The 18350-nt window shown below is 62.3% G+C and carries 9 protein-coding genes; 2 read left to right on the top strand and 7 right to left on the bottom strand.

All coding sequences use genetic code 11. The annotated features are described in order from the left end of the window. Positions 1-94: 94 nt before the first annotated feature. Positions 95-3526 carry a hypothetical protein gene (locus tag HZ994_15485; GenBank protein ID QTN33652.1) on the top strand — a complete coding sequence of 1144 codons (3432 nt, stop codon included), beginning with the start codon at positions 95-97 and terminating at the stop codon, positions 3524-3526. Here the strand turns inward: HZ994_15485 and HZ994_15480 are convergent. Both HZ994_15480 and HZ994_15475 read right to left on the bottom strand, forming a co-directional pair. After that, positions 3501-5264, bottom strand: coding sequence for an FAD-binding oxidoreductase (locus HZ994_15480; protein ID QTN33651.1), 1764 nt, complete (start codon positions 5262-5264; stop codon positions 3501-3503). The genes HZ994_15485 and HZ994_15480 overlap by 26 nt on opposite strands. After that, positions 5261-6073 carry a class I SAM-dependent methyltransferase gene (locus tag HZ994_15475; protein ID QTN33650.1) on the bottom strand — a complete coding sequence of 271 codons (813 nt, stop codon included), beginning with the start codon at positions 6071-6073 and terminating at the stop codon, positions 5261-5263. The genes HZ994_15480 and HZ994_15475 overlap by 4 nt, the downstream gene beginning before the upstream one ends. 128 nt (positions 6074-6201) lie before the next feature. On the opposite strand from HZ994_15475, the gene HZ994_15470 reads away from it, so the two are divergent. Beyond that, positions 6202-7116 (top strand): LysR family transcriptional regulator, encoded by a 915-nt coding sequence (locus tag HZ994_15470; protein QTN33649.1) that lies wholly within the window; start codon positions 6202-6204, stop codon positions 7114-7116. A 68-nt stretch (positions 7117-7184) separates the two neighbouring features. Here HZ994_15470 and HZ994_15465 read toward each other — a convergent pair whose 3' ends face one another. From HZ994_15465 to HZ994_15445, 5 genes are all read right to left on the bottom strand, one after another. Then, positions 7185-8276 carry a hypothetical protein gene (locus HZ994_15465; protein ID QTN33648.1) on the bottom strand — a complete coding sequence of 364 codons (1092 nt, stop codon included), beginning with the start codon at positions 8274-8276 and terminating at the stop codon, positions 7185-7187. A 122-nt stretch (positions 8277-8398) separates the two neighbouring features. After that, positions 8399-12823, bottom strand: a complete 4425-nt coding sequence (locus HZ994_15460; GenBank protein QTN33647.1) for a hypothetical protein — start codon at positions 12821-12823, stop codon at positions 8399-8401. Further along, complete coding sequence (locus HZ994_15455) at positions 12820-15204, bottom strand: hypothetical protein (GenBank protein ID QTN33646.1); 2385 nt, start codon at positions 15202-15204, stop codon at positions 12820-12822. Before HZ994_15455 ends, HZ994_15460 begins: the two co-directional genes overlap by 4 nt. Beyond that, on the bottom strand, positions 15197-17371 hold the full coding sequence (locus HZ994_15450) for a BatA domain-containing protein (GenBank protein QTN33645.1): 2175 nt from the start codon (positions 17369-17371) through the stop codon (positions 15197-15199). The genes HZ994_15455 and HZ994_15450 overlap by 8 nt, the downstream gene beginning before the upstream one ends. Continuing rightward, positions 17368-18297 carry a DUF58 domain-containing protein gene (locus HZ994_15445; protein QTN33644.1) on the bottom strand — a complete coding sequence of 310 codons (930 nt, stop codon included), beginning with the start codon at positions 18295-18297 and terminating at the stop codon, positions 17368-17370. Before HZ994_15445 ends, HZ994_15450 begins: the two co-directional genes overlap by 4 nt. Positions 18298-18350: the final 53 nt, after the last annotated feature.

Genomic DNA, 18350 nt, shown 5'->3' with positions numbered 1-18350 from the left:
GAGATTGATGTTCATTTATAATGCTTTTTTGCGAAAAGCCATGAGTGCGGAATCCCTGAAAACATAACCTCGAAATCCAATCGATACACATAACATGAAACCTAATGAATACCTGAGACTGCATGCATCCCTCGCCGCGTTCGCAACCGCAGCCGCGCTGGGCTGGAGCACCGCCGCATTCGCTGCCGTGCCGATCAACATAGAGAACCCCGGCTTCGAGAATCCCGCGGTGGCGGACACCCAGATCGACGGCCCTCCTGCAAGCTGGACTGTCATCGGCGGAGTGGATGCGGGGGTATGGAATCCTTCCGCCACAGATTACACCGGGGAAGCCCCTGAGGGATCGAATGTAGGCTATGTGTTTGGTGGCGCGGCCGGCCAAGGCCTCGCCCAGGTGCTTGGTGCCACGTTCGCGGCCGATTCGGACTACACGCTCACCGTCAGGGTCGGGTATTCGAATGCCTTCAACTTTGAGGGCTACACGGTGCAGCTTTTGGCTGGAGGCACCGTCCTGACCAATGGCCAGGACGATAACTCCAACCCGCCCGCCCAAGGCACCTTCACGACTTCCACGGTTTCCTATGTCTACAATGCCGCCGACGCGGCGCTGGTCGGCCAACCCCTCGAGATCCGCCTTCTCACCAAGGCTCTCGTGGGAGGAGGGGAAACCGACTTCGACGACGTCCAGCTCACCGTCGCGCTTGGCACACCTGTCGCCAATGCGGGCGGGCCCTATGACGTGGCCATTGGCGGCTCGGTCTCCCTGGATGGCAGCGCTTCCTCGCCTTCCGACGGCCAAACGATCACCACCTATGAGTGGGACCTGGACAACGACGGCGACTTCGACGAGCTGATCACCGGAGCCACCCCGACCGCGATCAGCTACGCCGATCTCCAGACCACCTACGGCATGAGCGTCGGAGCCAACACGATCAAGCTCCGCGTCACCGACGATTCCTCGCCGACCCCCAAGACAAGCATCGCCGAGGGCACCGTCAACATCGCCGCACCCCTCGGCGGCCAGCTGGGCATCCTCGATCTCAACGCCAACGGCGGGATCAACCCGAACACGGGTGAGGCCTGGAAGGTCGGCGACAGATACCGCCTCGCTTTCTATACCGACGGCACCACCAGAACGGAGTCCAACGATCCCCAGTTTTACTACGATTTCGTGGACAGCGAGGCTGCGAAGGTGACGGCTCTGCAAGGTTCCTACTGGGCTCCCATGATCACGCTTAACCTGGATTCCAACTTCCCGGATGCAAGCGCCCCGTTAAGGACGGTCAAGGAATTCTCGGGAACGACCGATCTCACCGGCGGCAGCGGAGTAGGCGGAGCCGGCGATCCGGTCTATGCCATGGATGGGACAACCTGCATCGCGAGGAACAACGCTGACATCTGGAACAGCTGGAGCAACCCGTTCGATAACAACAATACCCTTCGCCTGGCTGCCGGAACCACCAACAAGGATTCGAGTGGAAACGATGTGGTGGCCTCGCAAAGCGTCTATTACTCGCCCTTCCTCAACCAATTCGGCCTCGGCGACAGCGCAAACGTTCATGGGGCCAACTGTGTGACCGGCTGCGACAGCGCAGGAAACACCACCAGGCCCATGGGCAAGAGCGCGGACACCAACCCGAATGACACCTCGTACGGCAGCTCCAATGCCAACAACCCCGGCCGGGTTTGGAACCGTTTTGGAACCACAACCACCACGGCCAACAGGATGTATGCCATCTCTTACCCTCTCACCGTCGTTGACCTGGCTGACAGCGTGAGCCCGAGCCTTTCGTCCATCGTGGATGACAAGGGCGGATCAGACGTATTGCTCAACGCCGGCCCGGTGGTCTACACCGTGTCGTTCGACGAGGGCATCGCTCCCAAAACCCTGGATGCCGGGGATTTCGAGAACGCCGGCACGGCCACCGCCACGATCGACCTGGTCCGCCCCACCTTCACTTCCAACGGAAGCTTCGAGGTTAAGGTCACGCCGACGGGCGCAGGAACCCTTGTCCTGCAGCTCGCCGCAGGGGCAGTGGTTACGGATCTGAACGGGAACCCCTTGGACACCGCCACGGCCATCCCCGACGACACCACGCTCAACGTCATCGATGACAGCGCCCCGCCGGTTCTGGTGTCCATCGATGACAACGTTTCGGGAGCACCCATCGTTGCGACCAAGTTCTCCACCCCGACCTATACGGTCACCTTCGACAAAGGGGTCAAGTCGGGAACGGTCGGAACGGACGACTTTGAAAACGGCGGAACGGCCGGTGTGACGATTGACAGCGTCTCGGCCACCGGGAACCCTGCGGTTTACGAGGTGGTGGTGACCACTTCCAGCGCTGGCAGCCTGATTCTCCAGATCGCGGCAGGAGCGGTGATCGAAGACTTGTCAGGCAATTTCCTGGAAACGACCTCCGCACTTCCGGATGACACTGCCATCACGGTGAACCCTGCACCGGAATTGGCTGGCCAGCTCGGATTGCTCGACATTGTCAACGCGAACGGAGGGATCAACCCAGCCACCGGCCTGGCATGGGCGCAGGGCGACACCTACCGGATCATCTTCATCACCAGCACCCAGCGCCCGGCCGATTCCACCGACATCGCGGACTACAACAGTTTCGTTCAGGGCGTTGCCAATGCTGCCGGATACGGCGCGGTCAACTGGACTGCCATCGGCTCGACCCTGACGGTCGATGCAATCGACAACACGAACACCACCGGAACTGGTGTCGGCATCTTCAACATCAAGAATGTCAAGATCGCCGATAGCTACGAGGATTTCTGGGATGGAAGCCTTGACGCAGGCATAAACTACGACGAAACCGGCAACCTCTTCCCCGATTTCACGAACGTCGCTACGGGCACGGACCCTACCGGAGTCGCTACGGCCGTCATCAATGCGGCTGGTGGAGCCACGACCCCGCAGGTTTTGGGTGGCGATGACGCGACAACTCCCGCGATTCAGTATGGCAGATCCCATTTTTCCGATGGCCGGTGGACGCAATCGTTCAACGGAGCGGCAACAAGCGGATACAACTTCTACGCGCTTTCAGAAGAACTGACCGTTTTGGGCACGGGAACCCCTCCTCCTGGCTACGCCGGTTGGGCCGGCGGCTTCCCAGGCCTCAGCAACACTTCTGCAGACCTTGACTTCGACAACGGCGGGCTTGCCACCGGCATCGAATGGGTGGTAGGTGGGAATCCGACGGATGGAAATGACGATCCGGGCCTGGCACCGACGATCGACAACACCACCGACCCTGATTTCCTGATCTTCACCTTCAGGCGGACGGACGCGGCCAATGCCGATGCCAATACCGCGATCGCAGTGGAGCATGGCACGGGTCTGAGCGGTTGGACCGATGCGGTTCACGATGGCACCAACGTGATCATCGAGACAACCGACGACGGCTTTGACACGGCCGTTGACAGGGTCGTGGTGAAACTCCGCCGCTCGGCACTCTCCTCCGACGGCAAGATCTTCGCCCGGCTCAAGGTTGTCGTGACCATTCCCTGACCAGCCCAACCGTGAGAACTGGCAAGGCGGCCCCTCCTTCGCGGGAGGCCGCCCTTATCGTAGGATCCGCCGCAGGAGACGCAGGGATACCCAAGGAAACTCCGGGAAAAGCCATCATTGCGGGGGATTTTCTCCGGCGCACCGCTTTCACCCATCGGGTGAATGAATTTTGCATCCGGACCTTGAACCATTCGTCCCTCCTAACAGGCGAGGCTCCGCGATCCGTCGCGGCCTTGGCTTCATGCTCAAGTCCAAACGCACCGGCTTCGTTCTCAGCGGGCAGCTCGCATGGTTTTGCGACCCTGAGGTGAAAAAATGTGAGTCGAACTGCGGAAATCACGCTCATTCGCCGATGGTTTTCGAAGCGCCGCCACCAATCGCTCTGAAATCGCGCGGACGGATCCCGCGCGTTCTTCTCGGCGAGAAACCTCCCGAAATCCGGATAAGCGCGCTGGATCTGATCCAGCCTCGCCCAGTTGTGATAGGTGAGATAGAACGATCCTCCGCAACCCAGCGCGAGATCGATGAGCTTGCGGAAAACCACTGCGGTGCGGGCGATGGCTTCCGGGCTGTGCTCGGTATGCAGGTTGAAAATGACACATGCATAATCCTCCTTCGCCCAGGGCAGGAAGCTTTCCTCGTCGCGCCGGATCAGGCGAACCGTCCCATAGATCACCGGGACACCACCCGCCCGCAGCATGCAGGCGGCTTCTCCCATGAACCGCACGAGATGCTCCCGGCGGACATACAGCTCACTGATCATCTCGCTGCATGGGATCTTCGCACCGCAGGCATGATCCAGCCCGCTATGATAATCGTCCACGTAAACGCTAAGCTGATGGGTGTCCGACCCATACACTCCGCCATCGGTCTTCAGGTAGAAGGACGAGTATTCGGCAAATCCCCTGGCACGGTCGTCGTGGGCGAGTTTCATCAAACGCTTCCAGTCATCCGGGCCCAACCGCCCTCTCGGAACAGTCATTTCCTCCGCTTCGTCCGCCGGCAGGTAACAGGAAAACACACCGCGTCTGAGGAAATCCGGAGATTGTTCGTCGATGGAAAACTGGAAGTCTCCGAAAACGGCCCCCTCCCGGATGCGTTCTCCGATTTTCGGGAGGAATTGATCGATCGGAACGAGCTCGACGCGACGCCGGAGTTTCCGCAGGGGGGCAAGGCGCAGGCGCACGGAAGCGATCACGCCGAAAAGGCCGTAGCCACCGATCGCAAGACGAAACCAATCGGCGTTTTCGGAACGGCTGCATTCGAGGATTTCACCCTCTGCGTTCACAAGGGCGAAGGATTCGACGTCATCTATGATGGGGCGCATCAGCAGGCCGCGCCCGTGGATATTGGCAGCGAGAGCGCCACCGAGCGTCAGCTTGTCGGCGCCGGTTTGCTTCTGGCGGATGCTCCAGAGGAGGTCGCAGCCTTCCTGCATGCGGTGCAGGGCATCGATGAGCTGTGGCCACATCACCCCGGAAGCCGCTTCGATGATCCCGTCCTTGGAATCAAGCGTTCCGATCCAGTTCAGCTGCGTCAGATCCAACAACAGGGTGCCTGCACCGAATTGCTGGCCGCCCATCGCGTGGCGACCGCCACAAACGGAAACCGCGAGACCTAGCTGCGCCGCCTTGCGGATGGCCGCTGCCACTTCGGTGGTCGTGGTGGGGCGACACACCCCGGCGACAAGCGACGGATTGAGCTTGGAGTGGATGTCATTGCAGAGGGTTGGTTTCATGGTCGTTTGGGTGTTGCCAGGCAAAGCCATTCCCCTTGGGCGAGGCGGAGGGCATGCAGGCCGTTCGGCTTCAGGACATCCCGGCGCAGGATCTCGGCTCCAGCCATCTCGGATGGAGCGAGTCCGCATTTGGCGAGAAAGGAACCGATCCGGGTAAGCTCCATCCCCCACAGGAAGCTTTCCCCACAAGCGTCGAGCCAGCGCCTCACCCATGCGCTTTGTCCTTGGAAACCGATGGATCCGTCATCGCGTCGCTCCATGAATGAAAACAGAACCCTACCTCCGTCGCCGGCGAGAATGGCGGCGTCCCGGAGCAAGCGGATCACGCGTTCCTCCCGGAGATACATCGTCAATCCCTCTGCGACCACCATGGCCGGTTCCGCAACGGGGCCGGCTTCCCTGAAAGCGCCCAAGGGCGATTCGTGCCCCAGATCCACCCCGAGCAAATGCAGATTATTTCCAGAGAAAAGCGATCTCGCCTTTTCCTTCTGCGTCGCAGGATGATCGAGTTCGATGAAATCCACCTCCGGATACTCGGATGATAGCCGCGCCGCGAGCGGATCAAATCCCGCACCGATGACCAACACACGGCGAAGGCCATCTGCCAGCGCATTACGGACTTCCCGCTCGATCCAGGCCTTGCGGGCAAGGTAATGGGCTGCGATCCCCGGCAGGGCGATCCGTTCGATCAACCCGCACATCCAACGGAATGGAGTGAAACGACACAGCATCCCAAACGCACCGCCTGACACCTCCGGCACCGAGCCCAGGATTTTCACGGAGCCGCCTGGCAGCAATTTGCGCAGCATGGCATCGTGGGAAGACAGCCACAGGCTTCGTGCAACAAGCTTGGCGGTTTTGCTGGAGTGTTGGCTGTTCGCAATCAATGCAGACATCATCCATCAAACCGATGCTTGTTCCCTAATGGGAAATATCCATGATCGCATCGTATCAGTCGATGAACATCCACCACCTGGAACTCTTCTATCATGTCGCCCGTTTCGGTGGGATCACCACCGCTTCGCGGCAGATGCCCTACGGCATCCAGCAATCCACGATCAGTTCCCAGATCCTCCAGCTCGAGGACAACCTTGGGAAAACCCTCTTCCAAAGGCGCCCTTTCGAGCTCACCGCCGAGGGGCGCATCCTGTTTGATGCCATCGAGCCGTTTTTCGGCAATCTCGACGGACTTGCCGAGCGCATCCGGGGTGGAGGAGCCAATCACCTGCGGATCGCCTGCCCGGAAATCGTGCAGCGCGACTACCTCCCGCATTTGATGGAGCGCATGCGGCAGCGCGTTCCCCGTTTTCATTTCAGCCTGGTCTCGGCGCGAATCGACGAAATCACGCGAATGCTGCGCAGCCGGCAAATTGATATCGGTCTCGCATCGGCCGATGAAACGGTCGCCACCCAGTGGGATTGCCGCGTGATTTTCCGGCTTCCCTGTATCCTGCTGGTGAAAGACGACTCGCCGATCAAGGAGGCTTCGCAAATCCTCGGGCAGGATCGCATCGACATGCCGCTCATCGCACTCCCGAAAAACGAACCCACCTGCCGGATTTTCCAAAAGGAATTGCACCGGCGCCGCATCGACTGGTACCCGGCCTACGAACTTGCGAGCCTGGAACTTGTCACCCGCTATGTGGCCTCCGGTTTCGGAGTCGGCCTCGCTCTCGATGTCCCTGGTGCCAGCCTGCCCTCCGGCGTGCGTGCACTGGATTTACCGGGATTCCCGGAAATCCTCTTCGGCGGATTCACCAACGGCCCGCCCAACGAGCTCGCCAGGGCTTTTCTCGATGAGGCGCAGCAACTGGCGGATTCCATGCGTGGCAATTCCGCCTCCAAAAGATAGCAACGACAGATTTTCGTCACATCGTGGCACTGCACCGACGGACAAAGACCAACGGCAGATCCGGATTCCTACTGCTGGTAAACCGGAATATAGCGGTGGGGGGTGCCGAGGATGATGATGGACATCGGGGTCTTGTGGGGGTAGGGCTCGGGTTTGTCGGCGGTGCCTTCGTTCCATGAGCCGTCGGGCTTCTGGAGGGAGATGAGGGAATCGCGGATCTGCGGGTACCACTTCGCATAGTGTTCGTCGCCGGCCTGGACCATCGCCTGCATGGCGTAGTAGTGGGCGTAGTAGTAGTGGCCGATCTCCGCGCGGTTGAAGATCTTCGGGCTGTTCTCGAGGTAGCGGATGGCGGCCTGCACCCACTCGGTGTCGCGCATGCCGCAAAGTTGGGCCGCGTAGGCGCCGCCGCCGGTGCAGGCGAGGGTGCCGCCGCCATTGCCTTGGTAGCCGAAGCCGCCGGATTTCTCGTTCCATACCTGATCGCGCAGGTAGCTGACGACGCGGTCGATCGTTTCCGTGGGCACCAGGATCCCGGCCTGGCGGGCGGAGGCGAGGGAGACGAATACCATGGCGGTGACCGAGGTGTCCTGTCCCGCATCCGGGCGGGCTTGGTAGCGCCAACCGCCGAGAGGGCTCTGGGCGCGGAGTATCACCTGCACGGCGCGTTCCAGGGCGGTTTGGATCCTCTTGTTGTCGGCGGTGTTGTTGGTCATGCCCCACATCTCGGAGAGGGCGAGGGTGAATAGCCCATGCTCATACATCCCGTTGAGATATCCGGTGGAGGATTCCTCGGCTTTCTTGAGCAGGTATTCCTTGGCGCGGTCGAGCGCTGCGCCGTTGCGCCCAAAGCCGGGGAACTCGCCCTTGACCATGAAAGCCATGAGGCCCAGCGAGGTTCCGGCGACATCGAAGTTCCCATCCTTGGAGGTCCATGAGCCGTTGGCGTTCTGGCTGGCGATGAGGTATTGGAGGCCGCGCTCTATGGCAAGGTCGGCGGCTTCCGTCAGTTCCGGGGCGTCGGTGGGTGAATCTGACGGGTCTTGGGCGTGGAGTGGGGTGAAACCGCAGATCAGGGTGGCGAGGAGCAGCCGACGAAAGAAACTTGAACCACGAACACTTAATGAGCTTTGGCGAATTCCATCGAAACGCGCAGCCAATCCGTTTGGACGGAATGTAATGGAGTCAATGCAAGCGCATGGACGCGGATGAAGAGATGGCATGGCCTGGGCATTGGATTGGCATGACGGATGGGATCCGCCGCCAGGATTTGTAGGTGTTCTCATTTCGCGACCCTTTCGTAGTAGTTTTTCAAGGTGGCCCGGAATTCGAGCGGGAGCTCGCGGGCGAAGTTCTGGTTGAGGGCGGCGCGGTTGCGGGTGCCGAGGATTTCCCATTCGGATTCCTTGTCCTTGGGTGCCTCGCCGCTGACGAAATCGGAGACGAAACCGACCGTGTCCGATTCCGAGAGGTCGGTGGTTTCGGATTCGGTGATGACAGGGTCGGAGCTGGAGGAAGGGGGCGGCGTGGCGGTGTTGAGGACGAGCGCCTGCTCGAGGATGAAGTGGCGGAGTGTTTGGTCGGCGGCAAGCTGGGCGGAGCCGGCTTCGGCCTTGCGGGAAGCCGTGAGCGCGGCCTCGATGGGCGCAAGCTGTCCGTGTGCGGTGACAAGCATCGGGTGGCTGGTTTCGCCACCGAGATACTTGGTGGCGGATTCGGCGATTTTTTTCTGCCTGGCGGCAAGCGCAGGGAGATCCTTGTCGGCCGCGCCCTGTGTTTCTCGCATCAGCTGGCGGTGCTTGCTGGCGATGTCGAGGACGGCGATGAGGCGATGAAGCTCCGGCAAGGAGGCGCTGGTCACCTCGATGGCGGGCAGGCCATTGAGCATGGTGATGATGACCAGCAACTGCTCCGCGTTCGAGCCGAGCGCCTTCTCGGCGGCCAACATCGCTTCGTCCGCCGCTTGGCCGGATCCGAGGAGTTTCACCGCCTCCTCCATCTGCGCGGCGGGTGCTCCGAAATCGACCGTGAGATCGATCTCGCCGAGCCTTTCCTTCGCTTTCTCGTCGAGCTGCTGGAAATCGATGGTGCCCGCGACCGCTGTGAGGATGTTTCCGTATTTTCCGGTTTCGGAGGCGAGCGCCTGCTGGAGTGATGCAGCGTCCTTGGCATCGGGGTTCTCGCGGATCTGGCGCTGGCGGAAGGCGAGCACGGAGGCTTCCGAGGTGGCTTCATGGAGAAACTCGACGATCTCCGCCACGTAACCGGTCTGCACCGAGATCTCGGAAACGAGGCCACGCACCTTGGCCAGCGACTCGACGGCGATGCCCTGGATCTCGGCCGCGCCCTCGGCGTCGCCATCCTCCATGGCGAGGAGCGCGTCCTCGACATCCGATGCGGCGAAGACCAGCGGCGTGCCGACATCGAGGCGCGCGGCGACCAGATCGAGGCTGGGCGCGATGTCGCTGAGGCATGCGAGGAGGTTTTTCTGCGGGGCGAGCAAGGGCGGCAACGAATCCTCGTCGGCGGCTTCCGTGGCGGCTATGAGATCATTCTGTCCGCCGACGACATCTGCCATGCCTTCGCTGGCCTTGGCGACCGATTGCTCGAAGCCGATGAGCTGCTGGAGCAGGTTGAGCTGGGCCAGCTGGCCATCGGCGATGGCGCGTGCCTCGGTGAGCGCAGCGGCGGCGGCCTCCTGGTGCCCAAGGGCTTCCTCGGCGCTCTTTCCGCGCAAGGTCGCGGTGGCGAGATTCATGGCCTTCGCCACCGCATCGAGCCTCCCGATCAGCGGGAGAACCTCTTTCGAGGCTCCGGCTCCGGCGATTTCCTTGCGGAAGTCTTCGATCTCCGCCGCGATCGAATCCTGGTCTTCGGCGAGTTCCTTGGGGTTCTTCTCGTCGAGGGCGGCCTCCTCGGTTCTTTCCAGCAGGACGATCTGGCGGGTTTCGAATTGCTCAAGCGCGCCTGCGCGGTTGGTGGCATCGGAAACGAGCGTGGAAACGCCGAGCGACTTCTGGGCCAACTCCCCGAACCAGCGTTTGAGGATGCCTTCGAATTCGCGGAGCGATTCCACCGCCCCGCGCTGGTGTGCAAGCGTGTCATCCCTGGAGCCCTTCCCAAGCCCGGCGATGGCCTCGCCCATCAGGGTTTCGGCGCGGAGCCGGAACTCGTCGGTTGGCGGAATGGATGGCAACACGAGATCGAAGAGCCGTGCGCGTGCGGCGGGTATGGCGGGAAGCGGGGCGAGCACGAGGGCATCGCGCAAGTCCGTCTGGCGTTTCTTCAGCTCCTCCACCCGGCCGGAAAAGTCCGGCAGTTTTTCACAGGCGGCGAGGAGTTCCTGCTGGTCGGAAGCGAGGCTGGCGATCTGCCCGTGGAGATCCCGGATCAGGGCATACTCGGAACCTGCCCGCATCGTGAACTCCGCCTCAAGCAGCGGGCGGATGAGGGGGTATTGGAGTGCGGCCGCCTCGGCGGTTTTGCCCTCTCGTGCGAGCGATGCGGTTTTGCGAATCGATTCGGCGACCCCGCCGGTGCGCAGGGCGTGGATGCGGCGGTTGAGGCCGAGTACGGCGAGCGGGCGTTTTTCGTAGATCATGCCCTTGGTGAGCCTGCCGAGGAGTTGGTCCGTCCACTCGGCGACATCCTCATGCCCCTTCGCGAGGGACTCGGCCCGATCCGGGCCGGCGGTGAGGAGGCGAAGGCGGAGGCGGGCGAGTTCGCGGGCGAGCATGTGGGTCTCGCGTGCGAAGACCTCGCGGGCGGCGTCGATGTCGCGCTGCAAAACCAAGCCGCCGAGCTCGCGGGCTGCCTCGTTCACCGCTTCGATGGCGGGCTGCGGATCTTGCGAATCCGCGCCGACCTGCTTGCGCAGGAGATCGGCGGCACGGGCGACGTGCTCCGAGGCAATGCCGCGCAGGCCATCCTGCATGGCGGAGAGCGATTCGCTTTCCACGGCGTCGCTCACCTGGTTGGCCGCCAAGTCGTCGAGCAAGGCTTTCACGCCATCGGCGGTGGTGACCAGCTGTTCGCGGATCATTTCCTGGCGGATCACCTCGAGCTGGCAGGTCGGCAGGAAACTTTCCGCAGCGGGATCGAGGCCTAGCACAAGCTCGTGGGCGGCGCGCTCCTGCCGGTAGATGGCGCGCACGTTGGTGAGCAAGCGCTCCATCTGCTTGGTGATCGCGGCAAGGTAATCCTCGCGCGAAAGGAAGGTGATGCGGCGCAGTTCGGTGCGCGCTCGGTGCGGGCCGTTCTCGCCCGGATATCTGTCGGCCACCCCGACCACGAAGGAAACCGAGTCGCCGACCTGGAGATCGGGCAGTTCCTTGCGGTAGTCCCAGTCGATCTTCTGCGCGCCTTCGCCGGCACGCACGGGCTTGGGCAGCGTGATGGTTTTTTCCGGGCGGAGGTTGACCCGGAAGGTGACCGTGGTTTCGCCGATCCCATGGTCGTCGCTGGCGCGTACCACGAGGTCGAGCGGGCGACCGAGCATGGCGCTGAGGTTTTGCTCCGGGGAGACCAGCTCGACGCGCGGTTCCTGATCCGAGGCGACCTGCAGATAATAGCGCGGGCTGGCGAACTCGAAGCCGTGTTCTTTTTCCACCCATGAGAAGCTGTAGCCCTTTGAGGCATCGACGGTCTCATCAATCACAATGCGACGCCCGCCAGCGGCGGTTTCCAGCGCCACCGGCTCCTCGCCATCGCGGTGGAGGACGGCATCACGAACCGGCTGGTCGAGTTCCAGCTCCCAGCGGATCTTGGTGTCCTCGGGGACGGTCAGGGTCATGGCCTCCACCGTTTCGTTTTCCTTTTCCAGGTAGTCGGGGAAATCCAGCGCGACCGCGACGTTCTTGATCCGTGGAGCGGAGACGACGCGGACATGGTGCCACTCGCTCCTCGCATCCCCGGCATGCACCCGGTATGTGAAATCGCGGGAGGCGGATTCGATCATGTATTCCGCCTGGCCGTCCGTGACCGCCAGATCCATTGCGCGGGGACTTCCATCCCCGGTCTGCAGCAGCAGCTTCGCGGAATCCGGAACGGCTCCGGAAACACCTACGAGGATTTGTGCGCTGGAGCCTTCCTTCACCACGAGATCCGCGTTGCCGAGATCGAGCTTGGTCTTCGTCGGGTAGGCGACCGTCACCCATGGCGTGAAAATGCGCGCAAGTCCGGCCGCCAGGAAGGGGCCTTTGAACGCGGCGAATAGCAGAACCGCCACACCCAGCGCCACCGCGATCCGGGCCGGGATCCGGAGGCTGGAGAGGCTGACGATTTTCGCGGGCTGCAGCCCGGCGGCGGCCTGTTCGGCCTTGCGTATCGTTTCGTCGCAGAGCGCCTGGGATGTGCCGGGAGGCGCTCCCGTTTTGGAAAGCTCGATCCCGGTGGTAAGCAGGCTATCAAAGCCTCCTTCCTGTTTCTCGATTCCCATCGCCGTGCGTGTGGGATCGAAGGAGCGGAGCTTGCGCCAGCCGTTCTGCCATGCCTTGTAGAGCGATGTCGCGAGAAGGACCAAAAGGATGACCGCGCGACCCGCACCCGGCAGGTAGGCATAGCGGTCGATGAGCATTCCCAGGAAAAAGAGCGGAACACCCCAGCGGCAGGCCGCAAGCAGGCCGGAAACCAGATGTTTCCGTTGCGTGCGGCGCCATACCGCTTGCACGCAGGATTCGAGGGCGTGGTTTGGGGTGGGTTGCGTCATGGCAGGTCGTGTTTTCTTCTCATGATCCACTCGGCCCCAAGCAGGGTGACGAGCATCAGGACGATGATCCAGTGATCCCAGAGGGGGCGTTCGGAACGCACCGACGTCTCGGACGGGGCGGTTTTCAAAAGCGAAGGCAGCTTGGAGAGTTCGCGGATGCCGAGCATGGCACCGCCGGTGAGGGTGGAGATCCGTTTCATTTGATCTAGATCCGCATCCGTTTTTGCCAGTTCCTGTTTCACGTCCGCCACCTGGAATTCGGTGGAGTTGGAGACCGCCTTGTCGTCCTCGTTGGCCTCGACGCGGTATCTGCCTGCGGCCGCCGGGGTGAAATAACCTTCGTAAAGGCCGGGAGTCGTCCGGTCAGGCTGCAGGCTCACAGATTGTTGCTGGGCGTTTCCATCCACCCCGGTGACAGCGATCTCGAACGAGGGCTGGATCACCGGCTCGAAATCCTCGTCGAGCACGTGGGCATACAGGCGCGCCTGCTCACCGCCGCGATAGGTCGAGCGGTCGGTCTCGAGGCGGATGCGCATGTGCTCGCCCATCAGGCGCGAGAGCGTGAGGAACTGGATGGACTGGGACCAAACGCGCCAGTGGTATTTGTCGCCGGTGTTGAAACGCAGGCGCCAGAGGCGGTCTGTGGCGAGCGACATGCACTTGCCGGTGCCGTAGCGCTGCCATGCGACCATCGGGTAGCGCTGCGATCCCTCTGCGGCATCGGAAAGGGTGGCGAGCACCGTAGCTCCCGGCTTGGCGCCGAGCAGGGGCGGGAGGTGGTCGAGCGGCGCGACGCGGCTCCAGATCCGGTCGTTTTCCTCCGGCTCGTTCTCAAGCACCATCACCATGCTGCTGCGCCCCTCGGGCGTGAGCATCGGATAGACCGATTCGGATGTGAGATCCCACTCGCTGTCGGGATCGAAACGAACCGGCAGCATCGCCTCGACCGGCGTGCCTCCATACGAAGCGGGCGTGTGCATGGGCCCGCAGAGCACCAGCAGGGAGCCGCCCCGGTCGCGGATCAGTTCCTCCAACAGACCCAGCTCCTCGGGGGTGAAAAACGCGGCATCGACATCACCGAGGATGACGAGGTCGTATTGGAAAGCCTCCTCGCGTTTCGCGGGGAAGCGCTCGATGTATTCGGGCGAGTTGCGCGCGAACTCTGGGCCGGCCGAGGATGAGATGAACGTGGTTTTCAGGCGTGGGTCGCGCTTGAGGATCGCGGTGAGGTAGCGGAATTCCCAGCGGTTGTTGCCCTCGATGTAGAGCACGTTGACCTTTTCGTTGACCACCCGGACGCTGCGCTCGATGCGGTTGTTGGCCGCCGACACCTCGTCTTCGAAAGGCTCGATCGCAACCTCGACCCGCGCCGCGCCCTTTTCGTAGAGGTCGACGTTGAACTCGATGTCCTCGAACTGCAGGCCGCCCTCGAGGCGCACCCGTTTCTGGGCGACCTGCCGGTCGTTGAGTTTCACAGTGAGCTTGGCGGTGCGCTTCTCGTAGCCCTTCGACTGGATGTGGGCCCGAACCGGCACCTGATCGCCGGAGAACGCCACCTCCTGCATCACGATGTTGCGGATCGAGACATCATCGGGATCGGGCAGGCCGAGGGGCACGGTGAAAACGGGGATGCCACGCGCGCCGAGATCGCGGAGCACGGCCTCGGAGCGCTGGGAGCTGGTGTTGTCGATGCCGTCGGAAAGCAGGAGGATGCCCGCCGGAGGGATTCCGCCCGAGTTGGCGACCGCTTCGAGCGAGGCCGCGATGGATGTTCCCTGTTCGTTGGGCTCCAGTCTTGAAAGCTCTCCGGACGAGAGGAATTTCCCGTCGCTGAGCAGCCGCGCAGCCTGGCCGAAGGCGTGGTAACTCAGATCCACGCCGTCACCCAGCGATTCAAGGACAGGGCGAGCCGATTTCGTCAGGATGGCTCCCGCGAGGTCGAAGCGCGAGGAATCGGAAATCGCCCGGCGCTGGTTCGAGTCAAGTCCCATGACCAGCGAATCGGGATCAGATGTGTCATCAAGCGAAAACAGCCCGAGTGCGGCGGCCGCATCCGCCACATCCCCAGAGCGCTTGCGCTGGTCTTTCATTGACATGCTTTCGGAAACATCCAGCAGCACCGGCAGGCTGCGGACGCGGGTATGCGTCTCGGTCACGAGGGCGGTCGGTTCCAGCAAGGTGGCGACGACCAAGGCCAGCACCACGAAGCGCGAAACCCCGAGCACGGCACGAAGCCATTGCGGCATGCCCCAAGCCCGCCGATACAGGTGGATGGTCAGCAGCAGGATCGCCACAAGCACTCCGGCAAGGGCCACCGTGGGGATGGGCCGTGCGAAGAAGACCTGCTCGATCTTCGCGATGGATAGTATCGGTTCAAACATCGGAAAGGGGGGCAGGGGTTTCCGGCGCGATGGCCGGTTTTTTGGCGCGGGCGGCTTTCCGTTTGCGCAGCCAGTCGGCCATCAGGCTTTCGGCCAGCAATAGGACAAGTCCCGCGATCATGAACTGACGCCATGACGAGCTGCCTATGCGCGCCTCCTGGATCGCGGCGGCGAGTTCCGTTTCCGAGGACGCGATGGTCAGGCCGAGCCCATCGACGTTTTTCCGGAGTTCCCCGGCGGTCAGGGAGGCAATTTCAGACTCGCGGGTATCGACGTTCACGGCCACCGGCATGCCCGGTGCCTGGACGCTGACCTTCGCCTCATAGAAGCCCGCCTCGTCCGCACTCCCGAGCATGGCCACGAACTGGTTGTCATGCTCGCTGACCGGAACGGTCACGGTATGGCCCGAAGGGGTTTCGTAAACCGCGTCGTTCGCATCGGGTTGCTGGACGTAGGAGAGAGAAAGCGAATCCCCGACAACCCGGGGCTGCTCGAACTCGCGGCCCGCGAGGTAGGTCACGATCTGCTGCATGAGCATCGGGAAAACCGGGGTCAGCGCCATGTTGTTCCAGGCGGTTTGCGCGGAAGTCGCGAACTGGAAAACGTGCCCGCGCCCGAGGGAATGCTCGAGGAGGATGGGTGCGCCGCTGCCGGCCAGGCTCAGTACGGCAAAGCTCGACGCGCTTGGCTCGACCTCCAGCCGGGTGAAGAATTGTGTTTCGCTGAAAAGGTCTTCGGGAAGCGAGCGGAGCGGTTGGCAAACCGTGTGGTCGGGCATCGCCGGATCCAGCGGGCTGCCCGCGCCGATATTGTTCCGGGCATCGACAAGCTGGCCGATTTTCGCGGGAAGCAAGGGGTTCTTCCCGCTCGCGGAGCTCTCGTTCCATGCGGTGGCTTTCACATTCGGCCCGGCGAACCAGACGAGGCCATTTCCCTGGCGGACATGGCGGCTGAGCTGCCCGACCTGCTCGGCGGTGATTTCCGGGACATCCGCCAGGATGATGACATCCACTTCCGTCAGGTTTTCGGAAGGCAGGGAAAGCCACGGCACGGAGCGCACCGAGTAATCCTCGTCCTGCGCACCGCCGGCACGGGCCAGCAGGGCGGCCATGACAAGACGCCCGGCATCGCCATCGGAGCCATCGACGCAGAGCACGGAAACCTTGTCCTTCACCACGGCCACCACGCGCCGGACGTTGTCGGCAGGCAGGAGATCGCCGCTGATTTCCGCAGTGATCCGCGTCGGGCCGCCATTGTGGAAAGGGACGAACAGCGAAACCGTCTCGGAAGCGCCCGGAGCGATGACCGGGATGATCTTGCTGTCGATTTGCACGCCCTCCACCCGGCACTGAACCTCGACGCCGGGCACCGGCTCGGTGCCGAAATTTTTCACCGTCGCCTGGTAGCGGGCGGTGGTTCCCTTGCGCAGGACGCCGGATACGAGATCGAGATCGGTGACCGCGAGATTGGCCGCGGCACCCGGAACCGGGACGAGGAAAACCTGCGCCTCGCGTTCCAGGTCGGCGAGCGCACCCTGGAAGCTGGCCGAGGCTGTGCGCCAGTCGCGGGACTGCGTGTCGGTGATGAAATAGACCTCCGCCTGCGGAGCCTTGAGATCCACCGCGAGCTCCTTCAGCAGCCCGGGGACGCGGTCGAAATCCAGCCCTGCGGGTGCGACCCCGGCCTTTTCCATGGCTGCCCGGAAACGCTCGCGGTCGAAGGCCATGTTGCGCACCAAGACCTTGTCTTCGCCACCCAGCAAGACCACGGAAACCGGATCGCCGGGTTGGATTTGTTCGCTGATTGCATCGACCATTCTGAGCGCCCGGTCAAAGCGGGTGGATGCCTCGCCGCCTTCCGCCATGCTGTAGGAGGCATCGATCGCGATTAGCACGCCGGAGCGCGGTTCGCCGGTGATGAAGCCGCTGTCTTTCCAGACCGGCCTCGCCAGCGCGAAGACCAGCAGAAGCAGGGCAAGGCAGCGAAGGATCAAGAGCAGCAGGTCGCGGAGCCGCAGCTCGCGGGAGCGCACCTGGATGCTTTTGTTGAGGAACCGCATCGCCGCCCAATCGGTTGTCCTGACCTTCTGCTGGTTGAGCAAATGGGCGAGGATGGGAAGCGCGATCCCCAGCCCGGCTAGCAGCACCCATGGATTGAAGAAACTCATGGCCTTGCCCCCACGGCTGGGCCCATCGATGACAATGAGCGGTTTTCAAAGAATTCGCTGAGCACGCGGTCGAGCGGCAGCGAGGTATCGACGAGGCAATGATCGACTCCGCTGCTGACGCAACCGGTTTTGATATCGCCGAGGAATTTTTCGAGGTTTGCCATGTAGTCCTTGCGGATGCGCTCGGGCTGGGTGGTCACCTCCTCCTCGCCTTCGAGGCCGTCGAATTTCCAGATTCCCTTGAAAGGGAAGTTCAGCTCGTAGGAGTCGAGCGTGTGGAAAACGATCACGTTGTGCCCGCCGAAGCGCAGGCGCTGGAGTCCGCGCATGACGTCCCCGGGATCGGCAAGAAGATCCGAGATCAGGATCACGAACGAGCGGCGCTTGATCTGCATCGCGATGTCGTTGAGCTGCTTGCCGATGCTGGTCTTGGGTTGCGGAACGATTTCCCTGAGGGTTTTCTCGATCTGCAAAATGATGCTCATCGCGGATCGCGGCGGGAGATAGGCGCGCATTTCCGAATCGAAAACACTCAGCCCCACCGAATCCCGCTGGGTGAGCACCATGTAGGCGAGAGCCGCAGCGAGATATTTTGAGTATTCCAGCTTGCTGACTTTTCCGGAGGCGTAGGTCATCGAGGAGCTGGCATCCATCAGGATATGGCAGTCGAAGTTCGTCTCCGCCTCGTAGAGCTTGGTGTAATAACGCTCCGTCCTCCCGAAGACCCGCCAGTCGAGATCGCGGATCGGATCGCCAGGCGCATATTGCCGGTGATGGGCGAACTCGGTGCTGAAGCCCTTGAGCGGGCTGCGGTGCGCGCCCGCCCGCAGGCCTTCGACGGCTTCGCGGGCGATCAACTCCAGGTCACCGAGCTTCTGGAGAATCTCCGGAGTCAGGTAGTTGAGATCGGGAAGGTGCTGGGACATTGATCAGGGAGTCAGGGGACGGGAGTCAGGGGTCAGGCTTTGATTCCTGATGC

It is taken from the genome of Akkermansiaceae bacterium, assembly GCA_017798145.1.
GTDB lineage: Bacteria > Verrucomicrobiota > Verrucomicrobiia > Verrucomicrobiales > Akkermansiaceae > Luteolibacter.
Note: the sequence above shows the minus strand (reverse complement) of the source record. Positions and strands in the feature narration are given on the sequence as shown.

Bases quoted from the DNA above. Each gene is read 5' to 3' on its own strand.
- HZ994_15485 (QTN33652.1), top strand. From the start codon at position 95: ATGAAACCTAATGAATACCTGAGACTGCATGCATCCCTCGCCGCGTTC.
- HZ994_15480 (QTN33651.1), bottom strand. From the start codon at position 5,264: ATGAAACCAACCCTCTGCAATGACATCCACTCCAAGCTCAATCCGTCG.
- HZ994_15475 (QTN33650.1), bottom strand. From the start codon at position 6,073: ATGCTGCGCAAATTGCTGCCAGGCGGCTCCGTGAAAATCCTGGGCTCG.
- HZ994_15470 (QTN33649.1), top strand. From the start codon at position 6,202: ATGATCGCATCGTATCAGTCGATGAACATCCACCACCTGGAACTCTTC.
- HZ994_15460 (QTN33647.1), bottom strand. From the start codon at position 12,823: ATGACGCAACCCACCCCAAACCACGCCCTCGAATCCTGCGTGCAAGCG.
- HZ994_15455 (QTN33646.1), bottom strand. From the start codon at position 15,204: ATGTTTGAACCGATACTATCCATCGCGAAGATCGAGCAGGTCTTCTTC.
- HZ994_15450 (QTN33645.1), bottom strand. From the start codon at position 17,371: ATGAGTTTCTTCAATCCATGGGTGCTGCTAGCCGGGCTGGGGATCGCG.
- HZ994_15445 (QTN33644.1), bottom strand. From the start codon at position 18,297: ATGTCCCAGCACCTTCCCGATCTCAACTACCTGACTCCGGAGATTCTC.